The organism is Streptomyces sp. LBL, from assembly GCF_029893585.1.
In the GTDB taxonomy this organism is placed as follows: Bacteria; Actinomycetota; Actinomycetes; order Streptomycetales; family Streptomycetaceae; genus Streptomyces.
On record NZ_JARXYX010000023.1, the window covers coordinates 113,484 to 130,940 of the forward strand.

Annotated in this window: 15 protein-coding genes and 1 pseudogene; 10 read left to right on the plus strand and 6 right to left on the minus strand. The window is 69.1% G+C overall.

Features of this window, described 5'->3' with window-relative positions; all coding sequences use genetic code 11:
* Nucleotide 1 precedes the first annotated feature (1 nt).
* From M2271_RS26630 to M2271_RS26640, 3 genes are all read left to right on the plus strand, one after another.
* The gene (locus tag M2271_RS26630; RefSeq protein WP_280889860.1) at nucleotides 2–1,702 is read left to right on the plus strand and encodes a methylmalonyl-CoA mutase family protein; all 1,701 of its coding nucleotides are present in this window, start codon (nucleotides 2–4) and stop codon (nucleotides 1,700–1,702) included.
* 339 nt (nucleotides 1,703–2,041) lie between these two features.
* Nucleotides 2,042–2,731: a sigma-70 family RNA polymerase sigma factor gene (locus M2271_RS26635; RefSeq protein ID WP_280889861.1), complete on the plus strand. Its 690-nt coding sequence runs from the start codon at nucleotides 2,042–2,044 to the stop codon at nucleotides 2,729–2,731.
* Nucleotides 2,728–3,984, plus strand: coding sequence for a CU044_5270 family protein (locus M2271_RS26640; RefSeq protein WP_280889862.1), 1,257 nt, complete (start codon nucleotides 2,728–2,730; stop codon nucleotides 3,982–3,984). The genes M2271_RS26635 and M2271_RS26640 overlap by 4 nt, the downstream gene beginning before the upstream one ends.
* 111 nt (nucleotides 3,985–4,095) lie before the next feature.
* On the opposite strand, the gene M2271_RS26645 is transcribed toward M2271_RS26640, so the two are convergent.
* The 4 genes and pseudogenes from M2271_RS26645 to M2271_RS26660 all read right to left on the minus strand — a co-directional run.
* Nucleotides 4,096–4,392: a hypothetical protein gene (locus M2271_RS26645; protein ID WP_280889863.1), complete on the minus strand. Its 297-nt coding sequence runs from the start codon at nucleotides 4,390–4,392 to the stop codon at nucleotides 4,096–4,098.
* Entirely contained in the window at nucleotides 4,367–4,600 is a 234-nt protein-coding gene (locus M2271_RS26650) for a DUF397 domain-containing protein (RefSeq protein ID WP_280889864.1), read from the minus strand. The genes M2271_RS26645 and M2271_RS26650 overlap by 26 nt, the downstream gene beginning before the upstream one ends.
* 11 nt (nucleotides 4,601–4,611) lie before the next feature.
* Nucleotides 4,612–5,259, minus strand: coding sequence for a DUF5753 domain-containing protein (locus tag M2271_RS26655; protein WP_280889895.1), 648 nt, complete (start codon nucleotides 5,257–5,259; stop codon nucleotides 4,612–4,614).
* A gap of 39 nt (nucleotides 5,260–5,298) precedes the next feature.
* Nucleotides 5,299–5,526, minus strand: a pseudogene (locus M2271_RS26660) (helix-turn-helix transcriptional regulator); the annotation flags it as partial.
* A 111-nt stretch (nucleotides 5,527–5,637) separates the two neighbouring features.
* Here M2271_RS26660 and M2271_RS26665 point away from each other — a divergent pair.
* Nucleotides 5,638–6,120 (plus strand): ATP-binding protein, encoded by a 483-nt coding sequence (locus tag M2271_RS26665; protein ID WP_280889865.1) that lies wholly within the window; start codon nucleotides 5,638–5,640, stop codon nucleotides 6,118–6,120.
* On the opposite strand, the gene M2271_RS26670 is transcribed toward M2271_RS26665, so the two are convergent.
* Nucleotides 6,074–6,700 (minus strand): TetR/AcrR family transcriptional regulator, encoded by a 627-nt coding sequence (locus M2271_RS26670; protein ID WP_280889866.1) that lies wholly within the window; start codon nucleotides 6,698–6,700, stop codon nucleotides 6,074–6,076. The two genes, M2271_RS26665 and M2271_RS26670, sit on opposite strands and share 47 nt — an antisense overlap.
* Nucleotides 6,701–6,939: 239 nt before the next feature.
* Here M2271_RS26670 and M2271_RS26675 point away from each other — a divergent pair, with 239 nt between their 5' ends.
* The 6 genes from M2271_RS26675 to M2271_RS26700 all read left to right on the plus strand — a co-directional run bounded on the left by M2271_RS26675 (nucleotide 6,940) and on the right by M2271_RS26700 (nucleotide 16,133).
* Nucleotides 6,940–7,920 carry a tetratricopeptide repeat protein gene (locus M2271_RS26675; RefSeq protein WP_280889867.1) on the plus strand — a complete coding sequence of 327 codons (981 nt, stop codon included), beginning with the start codon at nucleotides 6,940–6,942 and terminating at the stop codon, nucleotides 7,918–7,920.
* Nucleotides 7,921–8,570: 650 nt separating this feature from the next.
* Nucleotides 8,571–9,218, plus strand: a complete 648-nt coding sequence (locus M2271_RS26680) for a DUF6230 family protein (RefSeq protein ID WP_280889868.1) — start codon at nucleotides 8,571–8,573, stop codon at nucleotides 9,216–9,218.
* Nucleotides 9,219–9,353: 135 nt separating this feature from the next.
* A complete protein-coding gene (locus tag M2271_RS26685) occupies nucleotides 9,354–9,917 on the plus strand; it encodes a DUF6114 domain-containing protein (RefSeq protein ID WP_280889869.1) in 564 nt (187 codons plus the stop codon).
* Nucleotides 9,907–11,313, plus strand: a complete 1,407-nt coding sequence (locus M2271_RS26690) for a hypothetical protein (protein ID WP_280889870.1) — start codon at nucleotides 9,907–9,909, stop codon at nucleotides 11,311–11,313. Before M2271_RS26685 ends, M2271_RS26690 begins: the two co-directional genes overlap by 11 nt.
* A gap of 481 nt (nucleotides 11,314–11,794) precedes the next feature.
* Nucleotides 11,795–15,637: a hypothetical protein gene (locus tag M2271_RS26695; protein WP_280889871.1), complete on the plus strand. Its 3,843-nt coding sequence runs from the start codon at nucleotides 11,795–11,797 to the stop codon at nucleotides 15,635–15,637.
* Nucleotides 15,638–15,641: 4 nt separating this feature from the next.
* Nucleotides 15,642–16,133, plus strand: coding sequence for a hypothetical protein (locus tag M2271_RS26700; protein ID WP_280889872.1), 492 nt, complete (start codon nucleotides 15,642–15,644; stop codon nucleotides 16,131–16,133).
* Between the two features lie 461 nt (nucleotides 16,134–16,594).
* Here M2271_RS26700 and M2271_RS26705 read toward each other — a convergent pair whose 3' ends face one another.
* Nucleotides 16,595–17,146 carry a hypothetical protein gene (locus M2271_RS26705; protein ID WP_280889873.1) on the minus strand — a complete coding sequence of 184 codons (552 nt, stop codon included), beginning with the start codon at nucleotides 17,144–17,146 and terminating at the stop codon, nucleotides 16,595–16,597.
* Between the last annotated feature and the right edge of the window lie 311 nt (nucleotides 17,147–17,457).

The following is a 17,457-nucleotide window of genomic DNA, read 5'->3' on the forward strand; positions in this document are numbered from 1 at the left end:
TATGGACGCTGACGCCATCGAAGGGGGCCGCCGACGCTGGCAGGCCCGGTACGACGCCGCACGCAAGCGTGAGGCGGACTTCACCACGCTCTCCGGAGATCCGGTGGAGCCGGTGTACGGGCCGCGGCCGGGGGACCGGTACGAGGGCTTCGGGCGGATCGGGTGGCCGGGTGAGTACCCCTTCACCCGAGGTCTGTACGCGACCGGCTACCGGGGGCGCACCTGGACCATCCGGCAGTTCGCCGGGTTCGGCAACGCCGAGCAGACCAACGAGCGCTACAAGAAGATCCTCGCCAACGGCGGCGGCGGGCTGTCCGTGGCCTTCGACATGCCGACCCTCATGGGCCGGGACTCCGACGACCCGCGCTCGCTCGGCGAGGTCGGGCACTGCGGGGTCGCCATCGACTCGGCGGCCGACATGGAGGTCCTGTTCAAGGACATCCCGCTGGGGGACGTGACCACGTCCATGACCATCAGCGGGCCGGCCGTGCCCGTCTTCTGCATGTACCTCGTCGCCGCCGAGCGGCAGGGTGTGGATCCGGGCGTGCTCAACGGGACCCTCCAGACCGACATCTTCAAGGAGTACATCGCGCAGAAGGAGTGGCTCTTCCAGCCGGAGCCCCATCTGCGCCTGATCGGCGACCTCATGGAGCACTGCGCCGCCGGGATCCCCGCGTACAAGCCGCTGTCCGTCTCCGGGTACCACATCCGCGAGGCCGGCTCCACGGCCGCGCAGGAGCTGGCGTACACGCTGGCTGACGGCTTCGGATACGTGGAGCTGGGACTCAGTCGCGGGCTCGACGTCGACGTCTTCGCGCCCGGTCTGTCCTTCTTCTTCGACGCGCATGTCGACTTCTTCGAGGAGATCGCCAAGTTCCGCGCGGCGCGCAGGATCTGGGCGCGCTGGATGCGGGACGTGTACGGGGCGCAGTCCGAGAAGGCGCAGTGGCTGCGCTTCCACACGCAGACCGCTGGTGTCTCGCTGACCGCCCAGCAGCCGTACAACAACGTCGTGCGCACGGCCGTGGAGGCGCTCGCGGCGGTGCTGGGCGGCACCAACTCCCTGCACACCAACGCCCTGGACGAGACGCTCGCCCTGCCCTCCGAGCGGGCGGCGGAGATCGCGCTGCGCACGCAGCAGGTACTGATGGAGGAGACCGGCGTCGCCAACGTGGCCGATCCGCTGGGCGGTTCGTGGTACATCGAGCAGCTCACCGACCGCATCGAGGCCGACGCCGAGAAGATCTTCGACCAGATCAGGGAGCGGGCGCTGCGGGCCCACCCCGACGGCCGGCACCCCATCGGTCCCATCACCTCCGGCATCCTGCGCGGCATCGAGGACGGCTGGTTCACCGGCGAGATCGCCGAGTCGGCCTTCCAGTACCAGAAGGCGCTGGAGAAGGGCGACAAGCGGGTGGTGGGGGTCAACGTCCACACCGGGTCCGTCACCGGCGACCTGGAGATCCTGCGGGTCAGCCACGAGGTGGAGCGGGAGCAGGTGCGCGAACTCGGCGCTCGCAAGGCCGCCCGGGACGACGCCGCTGTGCGCTCCGCTCTGGACGCGATGCTCGCTGCCGCGCGAGACGGTTCGAACATGATCGAGCCGATGCTGGACGCCGTACGCGCCGAAGCCACGTTGGGGGAGATCTGCGGTGTGCTGCGGGACGAGTGGGGGGTGTACACGGAGCCGGCCGGGTTCTGACCTCGCCGTTTCGGCCGGGCTGAGGCCGGAAACGGGGCGTACACGCGAGAGTGCCTTCTGAGCTGGGCCGATGATCCTTGTCGAGGGGTTCTGTCGGTCCAGGCGGAGGGCACTTTCTGCATGCAGGATGCCGGAAGTGATGCGCCCGATGCGCCTGATGTGCCCCACGGGGTGGGGAGCGGCGGTGGGCGCCGGTGGTTCCCGTGCCGGAACACCGAGGCGTGACGTGGGCCCGGCATGCGGCCACATCGCATGGATTTCGGCTCCCCCTGTAAGAAGTGGGCCGCTGCGCGCATTGCTTGGTGTGACAGCCGATACGCCGATACAAGGGGACGGCGCGTGACGCATGCCCAACGCTTCAGGGACATCTATGAGGAGTGCTATCCGCGCGTCCTCGCCTACACCACGAGTCTCGTGGGACGGCAGACAGGGGAGGACATCACCAGCGAGACGTTCACCGTCGCCTGGCGGCGGGTGAGGGACATGCCGCAGCCCGCGTTGCCCTGGCTGTTGGGCGTGGCCCGCAACCTGGTGCGTGAGCTGCGCCGCCGGGACGCCCACCAGTACGCCCTCGCCGCCGAGGAGGCACGGCTCGTCAGCACCGGTGCCCGGAGCGGGGACGGCGACGTCGCGGCGGACGTGACCGATCGGGAAGCCGCGCTGCAGGCCCTGGCGAGCCTGTCCGACGCTGACCGGGAACTGCTGACGCTCATCGCCTGGCAGGGGCTGAGCGCCAAGCAGGCCGCACGGGTCCTGGGCTGCACCACCGCGACGCTGACCGTCCGGCTGCACCGGGCCCGCCGCCGGCTGGAGAAAGCCCTGGAGCCGGCGTACCTGGCGGATACGGCACCTGTGCGGGCGGCGGCACCCGTACCGGAACCGGTGGCTTCTGCACGGACACCGGTGTCCGTACGGAAACCGGTGTCCGTACGGAAGCCGGAATCCGCACAGCAGACGGACTCCGCACCACGAGCCCTGGCCCCGCGCCGCACTGATCGTGATCGTGATCGAAAAGGAGCACTCACATGAAGAACACCCACGAACGGTCCGGGCGGCCCGACGTCATGAAGGTGCTCGCGGGCGCCCGGCCCGACGAACTGGACCCGTCCAGGCTGGCCGGCTCCCGGCGGCAGCGCGAGGACCTGGCACGCATCCTGGCCGGAGCTGCGGAGAGTCGCGCGGCACGCTTCCGGGTGCCGGAGCGACTCCGGGGCGGGATCCGGCCGCTCGGGACCGTAGCGGCCCTCGCGGCCGTCGCGGCGTCCGCGGTGGTCGTGAGCACGCTCGACCGGGAACCTTCGGGCGTGCGCCCGGGCGGCCCGCCGCAGTCCTCCTCCGTTGCCGCGGGGCCGGGTTCGTCGACGTCGGACGGCCAGGGTGACGTCCGCGTCGACGGCCGCCTCGAACTGCTCAGTGTGGCGAAGAAGGCGGAGACGTCGGCCGCCGAGGGAACGTACTGGCAGACCACCACGCGCTCGGAGGACGTGAACGTCGTCAGCGCGGCGGGAGGCAAGGGCCGGCCCTTCGCCGTACGCGGCACGGCGACCGCGGAGTGGTCGGTGGGTGTGCGCCCGGGAACGCGGAGCCTGATGGTCTCCGATCTGGACGCCGTGTCCGCCCTCCGCACGAAGGCGGACGAGGCGCGCTGGCGGGCCGCCGGCTCACCCGAGCAGATGCAGATCGAGGACACCGCGAACGAAGAAGGCGGCACCCTCGGGTACACGCTGGGAACCCGGCGGCCGATGGTCATGCGGACGGACGCCGACGACAAGATCTACGCCCTCGGCCCGCGGAACGTCTCCTACCAGGACCTGCGCGAACTGCCGTCCGACAGCGGGGCGTTGCGTCGACAGCTGGAGAAGGCGTACGCGGAGGACAAGGGTGCCGAGACCAGCGCCGGCCGCACGGCCTACGTGCTGCGCCAGGCGGCCGACCTCATCACGATGCCGGTGAAGCCCGCTGTCCGGGCGGCCGCGTACCGGGTGATGGCGGAACTGCCCGGCGTCCGGGGGCTGGGGCGGGTCACCGATCCGCTGGGTCGCGCGGGTGTCGGTGTCGTGTTCCCCGACACGGGGCGGACACCGCTGGGGAGCGTGGAGCAGCGGCTGGTCGTGGACCCGTCCACCGGCGCGATGCTCGCTGAGCAGGTCGTGCTGGTCGAACCGTCGGACAGGGCCCAGGAGGTCGGTCTCGACGCGGGCACGACGGTGAACTACACGGCGACGACCCGGATGAGCTGGGGCGAGAACCAGATCACGGTGCCGGAGAACGCTCAGCGCTGAGCGCGCGTGATCCGCAGAAACACCCTCCGGTAAGAGCACGAACTCCAGTAAGAGCAGGAAACGGACCGCCTGTGGCCCGCACACGAGTGCGGGCCACAGGCGAACGTGCGTTCACCTGTCGGCATGTGATGCCACCGCCGCCCGCAACTCGGGCTCGCGCTGCGTTCGGGCGCGCTCCTGGCCGTCAACCTCGACGACCTGAGCACCGAGCGAAACATCGGCCGCGGCGCCGACATGCTGCGCTTGCCGGATCCCGCGGGCGGCCACCGCATGGTGGCCCTGCCGCCACTGGTCGGCGAGGCCGTGAACGCCTGCCTTCCGCGCCGCCGGCCGCCGCGTGACAGCACGCACGGCGGCCCGCTCTTCACCAGCCGCACCGGCATCAAGATGCCGCACCACTATCCACACGACCTGCTGCGTACGGTGGCCACGGCGAGCGGCCTGCTCTTGCCGCCCGTATGAGGTGGCCCAGAGGTGCGGGCGTGGTGGCGATGATCTCGTCCGGGGTGTCGCTCTCGCGGAGGCGGAGGGTGCCGTCGGGGGCAGCGGCGAGATAGAGACAGTTGCCGGACTCGTCGCCGCTGAACGACGACTTCTGCCAGGTGAGTTGGGGCACTGAGAGCCTCTCTAGAAGTCGTACAGCAGATGCTGGATCAGTAGAAGGGAGCTTGGAACCGCCTGAGCTTCGGTTGTGGTTGAGGGGGTGATCGGAGGGAGCGCGGACTCCTTCAACCGGTCGAAGAGCACGCGGTATTGGGACAGGTGAGCCAGTGCGTCACGGTAGATCGGCTCGTTCGGATGCTCCAGTACGACAGTGGCCAGTTCCTCGACCGGCGGTCGCATGTACAGGAACGGGGTGCTGACGCCCAGGAAGGTTCGTGCGCGGAACGGGAAGACCTGGATGGTCACGTTGGGCAGTCTCGACAGTTCGATGAGATGCAGCAACTGCCTGCGGGTGACACTGGGGCCGCCGTATTGCATGTGCAGGGCTGCCTCGTGGATCACGGCGTGTACAGCCGGGGCGTTCTCGCCCACCAAGATCCGCTGGCGCTCCAACCTGAAGGCGATGGCGTCCTCGGTCGTGGCGTGTTTGGGCTTCACATCTCCGAACAAGGCCCGGATGTACTCCTCGGTCTGGAACAGGCCCGGGATGAGCAAAGGTTCGTACGAGCACAGGTGGACCGAGCAGGCTTCCAGTTCCGCGAGGTTGAGCGCGTGTCGGGTGACCCGTTCCTGATAGGCGCTCCACCAGCCCTTGCCACTGGACTCGGACATGGCAACCAGGGCCTCAAGGTGCGGGGTAGAAATACTCCCGTAATGTTCGCACAGGTTGCGGAGCCGCTCCGTGGCGATGGCCGTACGGCCGGCTTCGATGTTGCTCAGGAATGAGGCTCTGAGCCCTGTCGCCGCAGCGGCGTCATTCGTACTAACTCCGCCGTTCTCGCGGATCCTTCGCAGCTCGGCACCTAGGCGTCGCTGTCGTTCGCTGATCTTGGTGCGGAGCGCCAAAACTCGTCCTCTCTCCGGAAACTGAAAAGTCACCCTTTCGAGGAAGCGGGTAGAAAATCTACTCCGCTATCTCTACCGTCAGTATCGCAATCAACACACACCGTGTGCATCCAGGTTGCGCATCTTCCTTGGAACGGAGGCCTCATGACCAACGAGGACGACTGGGAGTACGGCATCAACCTCCCGCACAATCCCCTCGCCGTCGGTGTCGCGAGGGGTGCCCTGCGGTTGATCCTCCGTGCCCACGGGCTCGGTGAACTCCTTGTCACCGCCGAGCTGTTGGCCTCCGAGTTGGTCACCAACGCGCATGTGCACGCCCCCGGGCCCTCCTGCCTCCGGGTGAAGCGCTCGGGGAAGTGGCTGCGACTCTCGGTGTGGGACACCAGCGGCGAACCGCCCCGGCTTCCGCGCCCGTGCGGCCCGGACCGTGAAGAGGGGCGCGGGATGGGGATCGTGGAAGAGCTGGCTGACCGGTGGGGGCATTACGCCCTTGGCGTGCACGTCCCGCGCGGGAAACTGGTCTGGTGCGAGCTGGGGGCGGATGACCATGGCCGGGAAGGTGGGGAGGCAGGGGTGAACGTCAGGCCCGTGCCGACGGGGTCAGGCCGTTCAGCAGGAGCGTGGTGAAGGCCTGGGTCCATTCCGGGTCGATGGGCTCCGCGCTCACCAGGGCCCGGTGGACCACCGCGCCGGCGATCACGTCGAAGATGAGGTCCGCGGTGCGGGCCGCGGCTTCGGGGTCGCTCTCGGTCGGCAGTTCCCCGCGACGCTGGGCACGTGCGCGTCCCTCCAGGACGAGCAGCTTCTGGCGGTCGACGATGGATGCGCGGATACGTGTCCGGAGCGTGGCGTCCGTCGTCGACTCGGCGATCAGCGCCATCAGCGCGGTCTTGGCCTCAGGGTGCTCAAGGAGCGCGGCGAAGCGGAGGACCACGCCCTCGATGTCGGCGGCCAGGGTGCCGCAGTCGGGCAGGCGTAGTTCGTCGAAGAGTTCGGCGACCGCGTCCACCACGAGTTCGTTCTTGCCGGCCCAGCGGCGATAGAGGGTCGTTTTTGCAACCCCGGCCCGCGTCGCCACGTCTCCCAGGGTGAGCTTCGACCAGCCGAGCTCCACCAGGGCCTGCCGGGTGGCCGCGAGGATCGCGGTGTCCGCGGCGGCGCTGCGGGGGCGTCCTGCGGCGCGCGGGGCGGGAGTGCGGCGCTGCATCCCTTGACCCTAACGGCCGACGGTTCGGGCAAGGTCGTGAGGGAGATCACCGAGGGGTGCTGGCCGGGAGGCACTCCGTGCCATTACGCTACGACCCGTAGCGAAACCGTGCCTGGCGTGGGGTGAGGACCCGGTGCCGGGCGCGTGACACGGCCCGGCGCGGGCATCGGCCGGGGGGTGTGGGGGTTGTCCCCCGGGGTTTGGGGCACAGGGGTGCGCGGACGAGGGAGGATAGACGCATGCAGCCACGGAACATGTCCATGAGCGGAGTCGTCGACCTCGCCGCGGTGAAGGCGGCCCAGGAGGCCAAGGCGAAGGCGGAGCAGGCGCGCGCCGAAGCGGCCCGACAGGGCGGCGGGGCGGGCGCGCTCTCCCCGGCCGATCTCGTCATCGACGTCGATGAAGCAGGGTTCGAGCAGGATGTTCTGCAGCGGTCCGCCGAGGTGCCAGTCGTCATCGACTTCTGGGCCGAGTGGTGTGAGCCCTGCAAGCAGCTGAGCCCGGTGCTGGAGCGGCTCGCCGTCGAGTACAACGGGCGCTTCCTGCTTGCCAAGGTCGACGTCGACGCCAACCAGATGCTGATGCAGCAGTTCGGGATCCAGGGGATCCCGGCGGTGTTCGCCGTCGTCGCCGGGCAGGCCCTGCCGCTCTTCCAGGGGGCCGCCGGTGAGGCGCAGATCCGGGAGACCCTGGACCAGCTGGTGCAGGTCGCCGAGCAGCGCTTCGGTCTGACCGGCCTGGTGGTCGACCCGGACGGCGAGCCCGGCGGTGCCGACCAGTCCGCGCCCGAGGCGCCGGTCGGGCCGTACGACGCACTCCTCGAAGCCGCCGTACGGGCCCTGGATGCTGGGGACTTCGGCGGTGCCGTCCAGGCGTACCGGAACGTGCTGAACGACGACCCGGGCAACACGGAGGCCAAACTGGGTCTCGCCCAAGCCGAGTTGCTCCACCGGGTGTCGGGCCTCGACCCGCAGCAGGTGCGCAAGGAAGCGGCCGACAAGCCGTCCGACCCGCAGGCGCAGATCGCCGCCGCCGACCTGGACCTGGTGGGCGGGCACGTGGAGGACGCCTTCGGGCGGCTCATCGACACGGTACGCCGCACAGCGGGCGACGACCGGGACGCCGTACGGCTGCGGCTGTTGGAGCTGTTCGAGGTCGTCGGCGGCGACGATCCGCGGGTGGCGGCGGCGCGCAGGTCGCTGGCGCGGGCGCTGTTCTGACCGGTCCGACAGGCCGGTTCTGACCAGTCGTTAAACGTCACGGCATGTGATGCCCGCGTGAAAGATTGGCCGACAGACGGCGGATGCGGTCGCGCTTTACCAAAACTTGGTAATCGCGACCGCTGTTACTTCCAGTAAGGCATGGCCGTTGATCTGTCGGATTCTGTCCGATGATCAATGGTTTTGTTCAGCCCTTGGATGCCACCCAGCGTCGCCGACCGAGGCCAGCGGGTCGTTGTTCGGTTATCCGCCCGTTACTAGCGAGTAACGAACCCCCTTGTGTCGACGGCGAGAATGCACCACGATCGGCGACGCTCGGTCCATTCCCGTACCCCGGCAGCCGGTTGGGTCGACGGGAACTCAGGGTCCCCACCGAGCAGAGCCGGCGGCAGTGGCGCCGGCTCTCGGGCAGGGGGGTCTTCGTCCACTCGGCGGAGCCTGTCCAGCAAGGTTGTGCGTGATGCGTGTCAGGCGCGACCAGTGGTTGTCGCTCGGGGGTGATCGCCGGTGATTCGGGTGCGATTCGCGCCTCCGAGTGCAGGCGCTCTCCTTCCCGAGGACGTAGCACTTCTCCCATCCCTGCCCGGCTGAGTTGTCGACCTGACAGGGGCAGCCAGGGCCAGGGGATGTACGTCCGAGAAGGAGGAAATATGGAGTCCCAGGTGCGTGGCGGGACAAGATGGAAGCGGTTCGCTGTGGTGATGGTGCCCAGCGTCGCCGCTACGGCCGCGATAGGTGTCGCTCTCGCACAGGGCGCGCTCGCCGCGTCGTTCAGTGTGTCGGGGCAGGAGTTCAAGGTAAAGGCCGGCAAGCTCGTCGGCTACGACATGAATCAGTACGGCTCCATAGACTCGGGCAAGAGTCTTAAGGGTGAGGACGAGAACCACCCGGTGTCGGTTTCGGCGTTCCGCCACGCCACCATCACCGACATGTGCCAGTCCGTGGTCACCCCGATTCCGTTCCTGAACAAGTCGGTCACCCTGAAGCTGACCGCGGGTGACAAGGGCACGGATGTAGTGGCCGACCAGATCTACATCGATGTCGCCCAACTCGACTCTACGCAGGCCGAGTTCAGCAACATCAACATCGGCGTCGCAGCCGGGAGCGGCGGCGACAACATCCCGAAGCCCAAGAGCGATGAGAGGGCCAGCGCGTTCGGGTTCGCTCAGCAGGCCGACAAGGCCGTCTTGAGCAATGTGGAGCAGACGGCGTGGGCCACCACGGCCGGCACCTTCAAGCTCGCCAACCTCCACATGGGGCTGACCATGGGCAGCGGCAAGGGAATCGAGTGCTACTAGGCGCTCAGTGACGGGCGGGGGAGCCGTTACGGTCCCCCGCCCGCCATCCCTCCGTCCACGCCTTCACATCCGCCCACAATCTCCATCGCGTTACACCCTCACCAAGAGCAACGCCGCACCAGGGAGCTGTTTTCCATGAGCGCCGAGAGTCCTGCCGCGCCCGGCCAGTTCGCCCGCCGGAGGCAGCAGTTCCGCGCCTGGCGGGGCACCCGCCCGTTCTGGGCGGGGCTGTTCGTCATGATCAGCGGCTTTCCGATCATGTACTTCCCGTATGCGCACATCAAGCTCGGTGGCCTGACCATCGCCATGGCCACCACGGCGGGCGCCGGTTCTCTGATCATCGGCGTGCTGCTCGTCGTCCTTGGCATCACCCTCTGGTTCCAGAAGCACGTACGCACGTTCGCGGGTGTCGCGGCGATCCTGCTCGGGCTGGTGTCCCTCCCCGTCTCCAACTTCGGCGGCTTCATCGTCGGCTTCCTCTTCGCGTTGATCGGCGGGGCGATGGCAGTGGCGTGGGTTCCGGGCGTAGCGCCCGCGGACGAGCCGGCCAAGCAGGACACGACAGGTGAGGGCGGCGTGCCCGAGGCCACGGACTACGACACCGCACTGCTGCGGCCCGTGAACCCGGTGGGCGAGCCGAACCATCTGTCAGGAACGAGCCCGGTCAACGGGGCGAACGGGAGGCACAGTGCCGGCTGACGAGGTGACCCACGGGACTGAAGTGGAAGCTTCCCGTGCGAGATCCGGGCCGCGCCACGCGGCACCCAAGAAGCCGCTGTTCACCAGGATCCACGTGCCCGCGGGCAAGGCGATAGCCCTGGCGGCGATGCCGACGGCCGTCCTCATGGGGATGGGGTTCACACCGACGCTCGCCCTCGCCGACGACCAGCCGGCGTCCAGGAGCCTGACGGCCGACGAGTACAAGGCTTGCATGGCGGCACTGGAGGACGGCGCCTCGCCGTCGGCCAGCCCGTCACCGTCCGCGAGCGACGAGTCGAAGGACCCGTCCGGGGAAGCCTCCAAGGGCTCCTCCGACTCCTCGGGTTCTTCGGGTTCTCCGGGCAAGGGCGGCACGGCCACGCCCAAACCCTCCGCCTCTCCGGGCGGTTCGGGTTCCTCCGGTGACTCCTCTTCGTCGGGTTCAGGTTCCGGTGACAAGGCCGATCCCACGCCGACGCCCACAACCGGCGGCTCCGCCTCGACGGGCAAGGGGAGCGACACCGCGTCCCCGGCGCCCTCCAAGAGCGACGGGAACCTGCTGGAGGACATCGGCGACGCCATCACCGGCGTCTTCACCGGCGGTTCCAAGGCGACCGGGAGCGCGAGCCCGACGCCGTCGGCCACTCCGTCCGCCTCGCAGAGCCCGGCGGCCGGATCGGCCCGTTCGGACGGTTCGGCGGGCTCCGGCAAGGACACGTCGGACGCCCTCAAGGACACCACCAAGAAGCTCACCGACACGGTGGACGACACCGTGAAGGGGGCGACGGACACCGCTTCCAAGGCCGCCAAGGACACCACCAAGGCCGTCGAGAAGGCCGCCCAAGCCGCCGAGGACGCCGCCGGGAAGGCCACCTCCTCGCCCAGCCCGTCCGCGAGTTCCACGACGGCGACGGATGCCGAGGACTGCCCGGTCGCCACCGATGCCGTCGGCGACGTCGACAATTCCGTCTTGCTGCCCGACGACCCCTGGTACCTCGACGCCAGCTCGCTGACGCTGAAGGGTGCCGACTACAAGGGCGTCGTCGAGGTGCGGACCGCGAGCGGCAAGGTCAAGAAGGTCCTGAAGTACGTCATCTCCGGCGGGACCGACATCGGCGACCTGCATCAGACCGTGCGTGACAAGCAGTCCGGCAAGACGTACCACGTCCAGGCCGGCAAGGGCACGAAGTCCACCATCACCGACGGCGACACGGTGATGTACACGGAGAGCATCTCCGGGAACCTGCTCGGCCTGCTTCCGATCACCTTCGACCCGGAGCACCCGCCGCCGCTGAACATCCCGCTGATCTACTTCACCAACGCGAAGGTCACGCAGGCCGGCCAGTTCGGCGGCACGCTGACCGTCCCCGGGATGCGCCAGTACATCACCGACTGAGTGTCACCCTCCACGAACTTTTCCGGGAGCCGCAAGAGACCGTGCCCCGCCGGGCGTTGATCCGGCGGGGCACGGTCGTGCGTGGGGGCGGCGAGATGGTCGACGCTCTTCTTCGTGTACCGGTTCGTGCACCGGTTCGCGCACCAACGGGGCGCGTGAGACGGAGGAGATGTCGAACACAAGGGCGAAGTAAGGGTTCCGTAAAGGCTTTCCCGCTGCCATGATGATGCGGTCCCCTGGGGAGGGGGCGCGGGGGCGCGCGTGTTGACCGCACGCGGCATGGACGGGGATCTCTCTACTTCCTGGCATTTTCCTGCGCGACGGGCCTGTCGGCATGACCGCCGACCGGGCACCGCCGGCGATTCGTCGTGCCTTCTTCCCGTGTGGACGAGACCGACCATCCGGACCGACCACCCAGGCAGGCATCGACGTGCGAACCACACGAAAAAGATCCCAGGCAAGACGTTTACAGAAGGGCTTCGTGGCCGTCGCACTCGCGACCGCCTCGGCGCTGCTCGGCGGACTCGTCTCCGCCGCCCCCGCGAGCGCTGACGAACCGGGAGACAACCCGTCCGATCCGTACTTGCGCACCCTGCGCATCAGCCTGGGCGCGCAGGCACGCAAGGACCGCTGCCAAGGGGGGCGGGCCGTACACTACGGCGGCCCCGAGCTGAAGTCGGCCGCGGCCGCGAAGCTCACCGGAACGGACGCCGACCTGCGCGAGTTCGTAAGTCCGGACCGCCTCGGCTTCGAGTGGGGCCAGGCCGCCCAGCGCGACGACGACGCGGGCATCGCCGACCTGAAGGTCTTCCGGGACCGCCAGGACAAACTGAACACCGCCAACAAGCCCTATGCCGCGGTGAATTCCTCCGGCGGCCGGGACTACTGGGCGCCCGAGTTCGGCAAGGACATCGTCGCCTTCACCCTCGGCACCCAGCAGGATCTGTACAACAAGGCGACAGAGAACCCGACGCCGAGGCCGGGCCAGGCCTCGCTGGACCAGGCCCGGAAGGTGCTCGACGCGTTCGACACCGGCGACGACGGGTGGGCCGCCGCGTACAAGAACGTCGCCGGGCGGGAACTGCTCGACACAACCAACCTGGGCTACTCGTCGGCGAACGACGTCGCGACGTTCCTGCGGTTCGGCGGTTTCCCGACCAAGGCCCCCGAGCCGGAGTCGCTGGAGTTCCGCACGGAGGTCGAGGCGCTGAAGACGGCCTGGGCGGCCTGTGACAGCGCCAACCCGATCGACCACTACCGGGTGCTGACCGGCCCGGTCCTTCAGGCCTACTCGGAGTGGGAGGCGGAGTACGCCGGCCAGGCCGAGCAGCGCATGGCGATCGTCACCGCCGAGGCCGCCGCGGCGAAGGAGACGCGGGTCGCCACGAACACGATGATCGAGGCGGTCCGGCAGGCCTGGCAGGCGGACCAGATCCTGTACTGGCAGAAGTACTGGGCTGCCCACAAGGACGCCATCGACTACCCGACGAAGGCCGAGTTCACCAAGGCGACGGCGGGTCTGAACGCGGCGAAGGCGGCAGCCGCCGCGCAGGTGACCCTGGCGGACGCGGCGGCCACCCGGGCCAAGACGGCCGCGGACACGGCGGGCACCCAGCAGACGAAGGCGTGGACGATCGCCGACGCCGCGCGGCTGCCGCGTGGTCGTGGCCTGCTGTACGCGCAGCAGTCGGTGCAGGTTGCCAAGGCATCGGCCGCGGCCACCCTGGCGGCGGCGAAGGCCACGCTGACGGCGTCGAACGCGGCGAAGGCCACCGTGGCGGACTCCCAGACGCTGCTGGCGCTGGCGAAGACCCAGACGCACGCGCTGAACACGGAGTTCCGCAAGACGGCGGCGCTGGAGGCGAAGGCGCAGGCCAAGGCCGCGGCTGAGTCCGCCGCCAAGCTGGCCGCGGAGGCCGCGGCCAACGCCACCACCGCGAAGAACGCCCGCGCGACCGCCGAGAAGGCGGAGCAGACCGCCAAGACCCAGGCGGCCGAGGCGAAGCGGCAGCGCGGGATCGCGGAGGCCGAGAAGGCCACCGCCGAGCGGGAGCGGGACACCGCGGCGAGCGAGCGGGCGAAAGCCGGCGCGGCCGAGGAACGGGCGCGGGGCGAGCAGGACAACGCCCGCCAGGCCCGTACGGACGCGGAGACGGCAGGCTCGACGGCGGCGGAGAAGCTGGCGGTGGCCGAGGACGCCGAGGCGCGCGCGTTCACGTCACGCGACCAGGCGGTGAAGGCCGAGCAGGAGAAGAACGCCACCGCGTCCCGGGCGGCCGCCCTGGAGTCCGCCGCCGCGGCGGCCGAGGGCACCGAGGCCGCGGCCGAGACCCGGCAGGCGGCTACGGAGGCACGCTCCGCCGCCAACGAGGCGGCGGGCGCGGCGACCCGGGCCCGCAGCGCGGCCAATGAGGCGACCACGGCAGCGGTGAACGCCCGCGCGGCGGCGACCCGTGCGGACGGCGCGGCCAAACGGTCCCGGTCCGCCGCCGAGGCGGCGCAGTCGGCGTACACGAAGACGCACGCGGCCGCGGCCACCGCGCACGCCGCGGCGGCCGAGGCGATCGACGCCGCGGCGTCGGCGAAGGAGAACGCCAAGAAGGCGGACGCCGAGGCCAAGAAGGCCCAGGCCGCGGCGATCACCGCACGCAAGGAGGCCACCGCGGCGGTGGCCGAGGCCGCGAAGACGGCCGAGTGGTCGGCGAAGACCGCCGGTTACGCCGCCGCCACGGCGCAGTACGCGCAGGCCGCACGGGACGCCGCGACCGCGGTGACCAAGGCCGCCGACGAGGCGATCACCATCGGCTCCCCGTACATCGAGAGCGACTCCTCGGCGGCGTACGCGGTCCTGATCGGGCAGACCTCCAAGACCCTCGCCGAGCAGCAGGCCAACGCGGCCAAGGCCAAGTCGGACGAGGCGAAGAAGGCGGCGGCGCAGGCCAAGGCACTCGCCGACAAGGCCGCCGGCGACGCGAAGATCGCCCTCCAGGCGGCGGCCGACGCCGCGGACTACGCGGTGCAGGCGGTCAACTCCGCTGCGGCGGCGAACGCTTCGGCCGCCGCTGCGGCGACCGACGCGGCAGCCGCTAAAAAGGCCGACGCGAACGCCCAGAAGTACGACGAACAGGCGGGCACCGACGCCTTCTACGCCAACTTCGCCGCGAACGACGCCGAATCGGCGGCCGCCCAGGCCGACAACTCCGCCACGGAGGCGGAGAAGGACGCCGCCGGCGCCCGCGCCGCGGCTTCCGCGGCCGAGTCCGACGCTTCCGCGGCGGACCGAGCCGCCACCGACGCCGAGTCGAACGCGGTCGACGCCGAGAAGGCGGCGTCCAACGCGGAGAACTCGGCGAAGGAGGCGGACGCGGCCGCCACCCGCGCCGAGGCGGAGGAGCGGGAGCGGCTTCAAGCCGAGCAGGCCGCGCGAGCCGAGGCCGGCACCGTCGATGTGGGCGGCGACCTCACAGCGGACGAGGAAGCGATCCTCCTTGCCCAGTGCGGCCAGGACTGCGTTGACGAGTTCCGCAGGGCCAAGGCACTGGCGTCCAAGGACGTGATCGACTGGGTCAAGGAAAACGGCGCCGACATCCTGCTTGAGGTGCTGGGCGTGAACAACGTCCGGCGCTGCCTCGGTTCCTTCGACATCGAGAGTTGCCTGTGGTCGCTGGTCGACGCGGCGTCGTTGCTCGTCGTCGTCGGCAAGCTGCCCGCGGTGTCCAAGGCCATCTACCGGGTGATGTCGGGTATCGGCAAGTTCTTCGAACAGTCGCGCACCGCGACGAAGACGCTGCAGTGGCTCCGTAAGGTCATCGAGAAGTACAAGGCGGCGGAATGCGTCATCGATGAGGTCACGCCATCGAGCAGCAAGGCCGTCCAGGGCTCGGTGAGCAGTGCCGTCCATCGCGCTGCGAACGGTGCCGCGACCGTCCGGCCGGCGGGCCTTCCCGCGGCTCTGCTGGCCGCGGGCAGCAAGAAGTTCTGCGGCATCAAGTGGGTCTCGATGGTGGACCAGGACTGGGGTACGAAGGGAGCCCACATCAACCTGAAGAACGGCAGGGAAGTGCGCGTCTACCCGGACCACAAGGGCGGGATCGGTGGCGAGGGCATCAAAGTGAAGGCGGGCCTCGCCACGCAGGAGGAGATCGATGCCACCCTCGATGCCATCAAGTCGGATCCTGCTCTGCGTGCCGACTTCATCGCCAAGGCGACCGAAGCGATGAACATCATGAACACCCCCCTGTCGAAGGGCGGTAACTGGGGTATGGCCGTCAACAAGGCCGCGGAGATGGCCTGGCTCATCAAGAATTTGAAGGCGATAGGGTGAGGAAATGAGTGCTGCGGACGAGCTTTCCCGAGCCTTGGTGACGGGCACGTTCCTCGGCGTTGGCGCCGGATCTCCGCTGGCTGACGTGGAGAAACGGCTCGGAGTTGGCGTGCGTCAATTCCACGGGCGGAAGCCGAATCGATTCCTTCGGGTCGATTTCGGATTGGTGGAGGTCACCTTCGACGGTGAAGCCGACTGGGTGTGCCGGTGGCTGGCCATTCATATGCACCGGCTCGACGAAGTTCCCGGGATGGCTGTGGAAGTTCTCGAGAGATACGATCTCGACTTCTCCGGCGCAGTCACCTGGGGGCAGTTGTCGCCCGAGGCCCGGCAGGCTGCTGAACCTGTAGTCCCGTCGACCGTTGAGGGGCTGCGCCCACCGGTGGCGCCGCCGCGCTACAGCATTCCCACGGTGAAGGCGACTGTTCATCTTTCCCAACTCGTGGAAGGCGACGAGCTCAGCAGGGCGATCGAGAAGATAACGATCGGCGTCTGAGCAGCGCAGCCACGGGAAAGGGCCACTCCTCCGGGAGTGGCCCTTTCCGGTCGGCCGGCAGTGAGCCGCACGCGCTCCGCAGCCAAACTGCTCCAACTGCGCCTTGATCACCCACTCCGAGATCCCGCAGTCCTTCGGCGTCAGCATGTTTACGCCGTAGAACGCGGCGAGAGCCAGAGGCCAACGCTTTCGTCTCCGCTTTCCTCATGCCCCGGGCAGGCGTCGTCGCCCAGCGCCTGAACGACGCCTCGGTGGAGCGGATCCTCAGTGCCAAGCGTCGGTGGGGCGTCTCCGCCATGGCCCTGGCCTACCGGCTCCGCGCCCTTGGTTTGCTGTCCGAATGGCGCCACACCCAGACCGTCAAGAAACTCGCCAGTTGGGATACCGCACCGGCGAGCCAGGTTCGAGAAGGGAATCCATTCCGACGACCGCCTGTGAGCCCGGACAGGACGGCCCGAGCGCTACCAGTGGGTCAGGTCGAATACTTCCGAGCAATAGGGGTCCACGGCGTCCGAGGGGTTGTACTGCAACTGGTCGCCGGCGATGAGTGAGGGCAGGGCAGCGGCCAGGCCCGTGATGCCCACGGTCACGGCTCCTTCTTCGTCGCGAAGTGACACGTCGAGGCCGACCGTGTCGGACAGCCCCTCGCCGGTCACGTAGAGACGCGCGCTGTGCTGGTCGAGGAGGAGGAAGCCGAGCAGGTACAGCTTCCCGGCGCGCTCGTGACCCCCGGACGGGGTGATTCCTGCGGCTGCCGCGTGGAGAGCGTCCGTGAGGTCGAACTCCGGACCGTCCTGCAAGAGCCGCTCCACGTTCTCCGCGGCCACGACGGGGATGCCGTGCCCCTCACGGTCGTGGCCCGCTGCGTTCCGTGGATCGTCGGACGCCTGCCGTACGGCCTGCCGCAGAGCCGCTGCCAGTGCGGAGGCGGGGATGTTGTCGCCGTGGTGGTCCACCAGAGGCAGGTCGTAGGCCACCGAGGTCCCGATGTCGTGGCCGTCCCAGACGGCCACTCTCCCTACGCCTCGTTTCGTCGGGATGGGAAGCACGCCCCGGACGACAGGGCCATCACCCAGGGGTGCCGCCGTGAACCGGAGCATGCCCCGGACGAGAGCGGTTTGCAGCCGGGCCAGCCCTTCGTTATCCCACCGCTGCATCGGCGAGGGCTCCTGACTGCCGCCGGTGAGTGGAGTCGTCATGTCTTGTTCACCGCATCGGGGCACTTGTTGCGAGCAACCCGCTCACAGTACGCCGTGATGGTGCCGATCTTGTGGCTGTGGTCGGCGAGCTCGTAGTCGCCGTCCGCGGTCCTGTAGCTGTACTG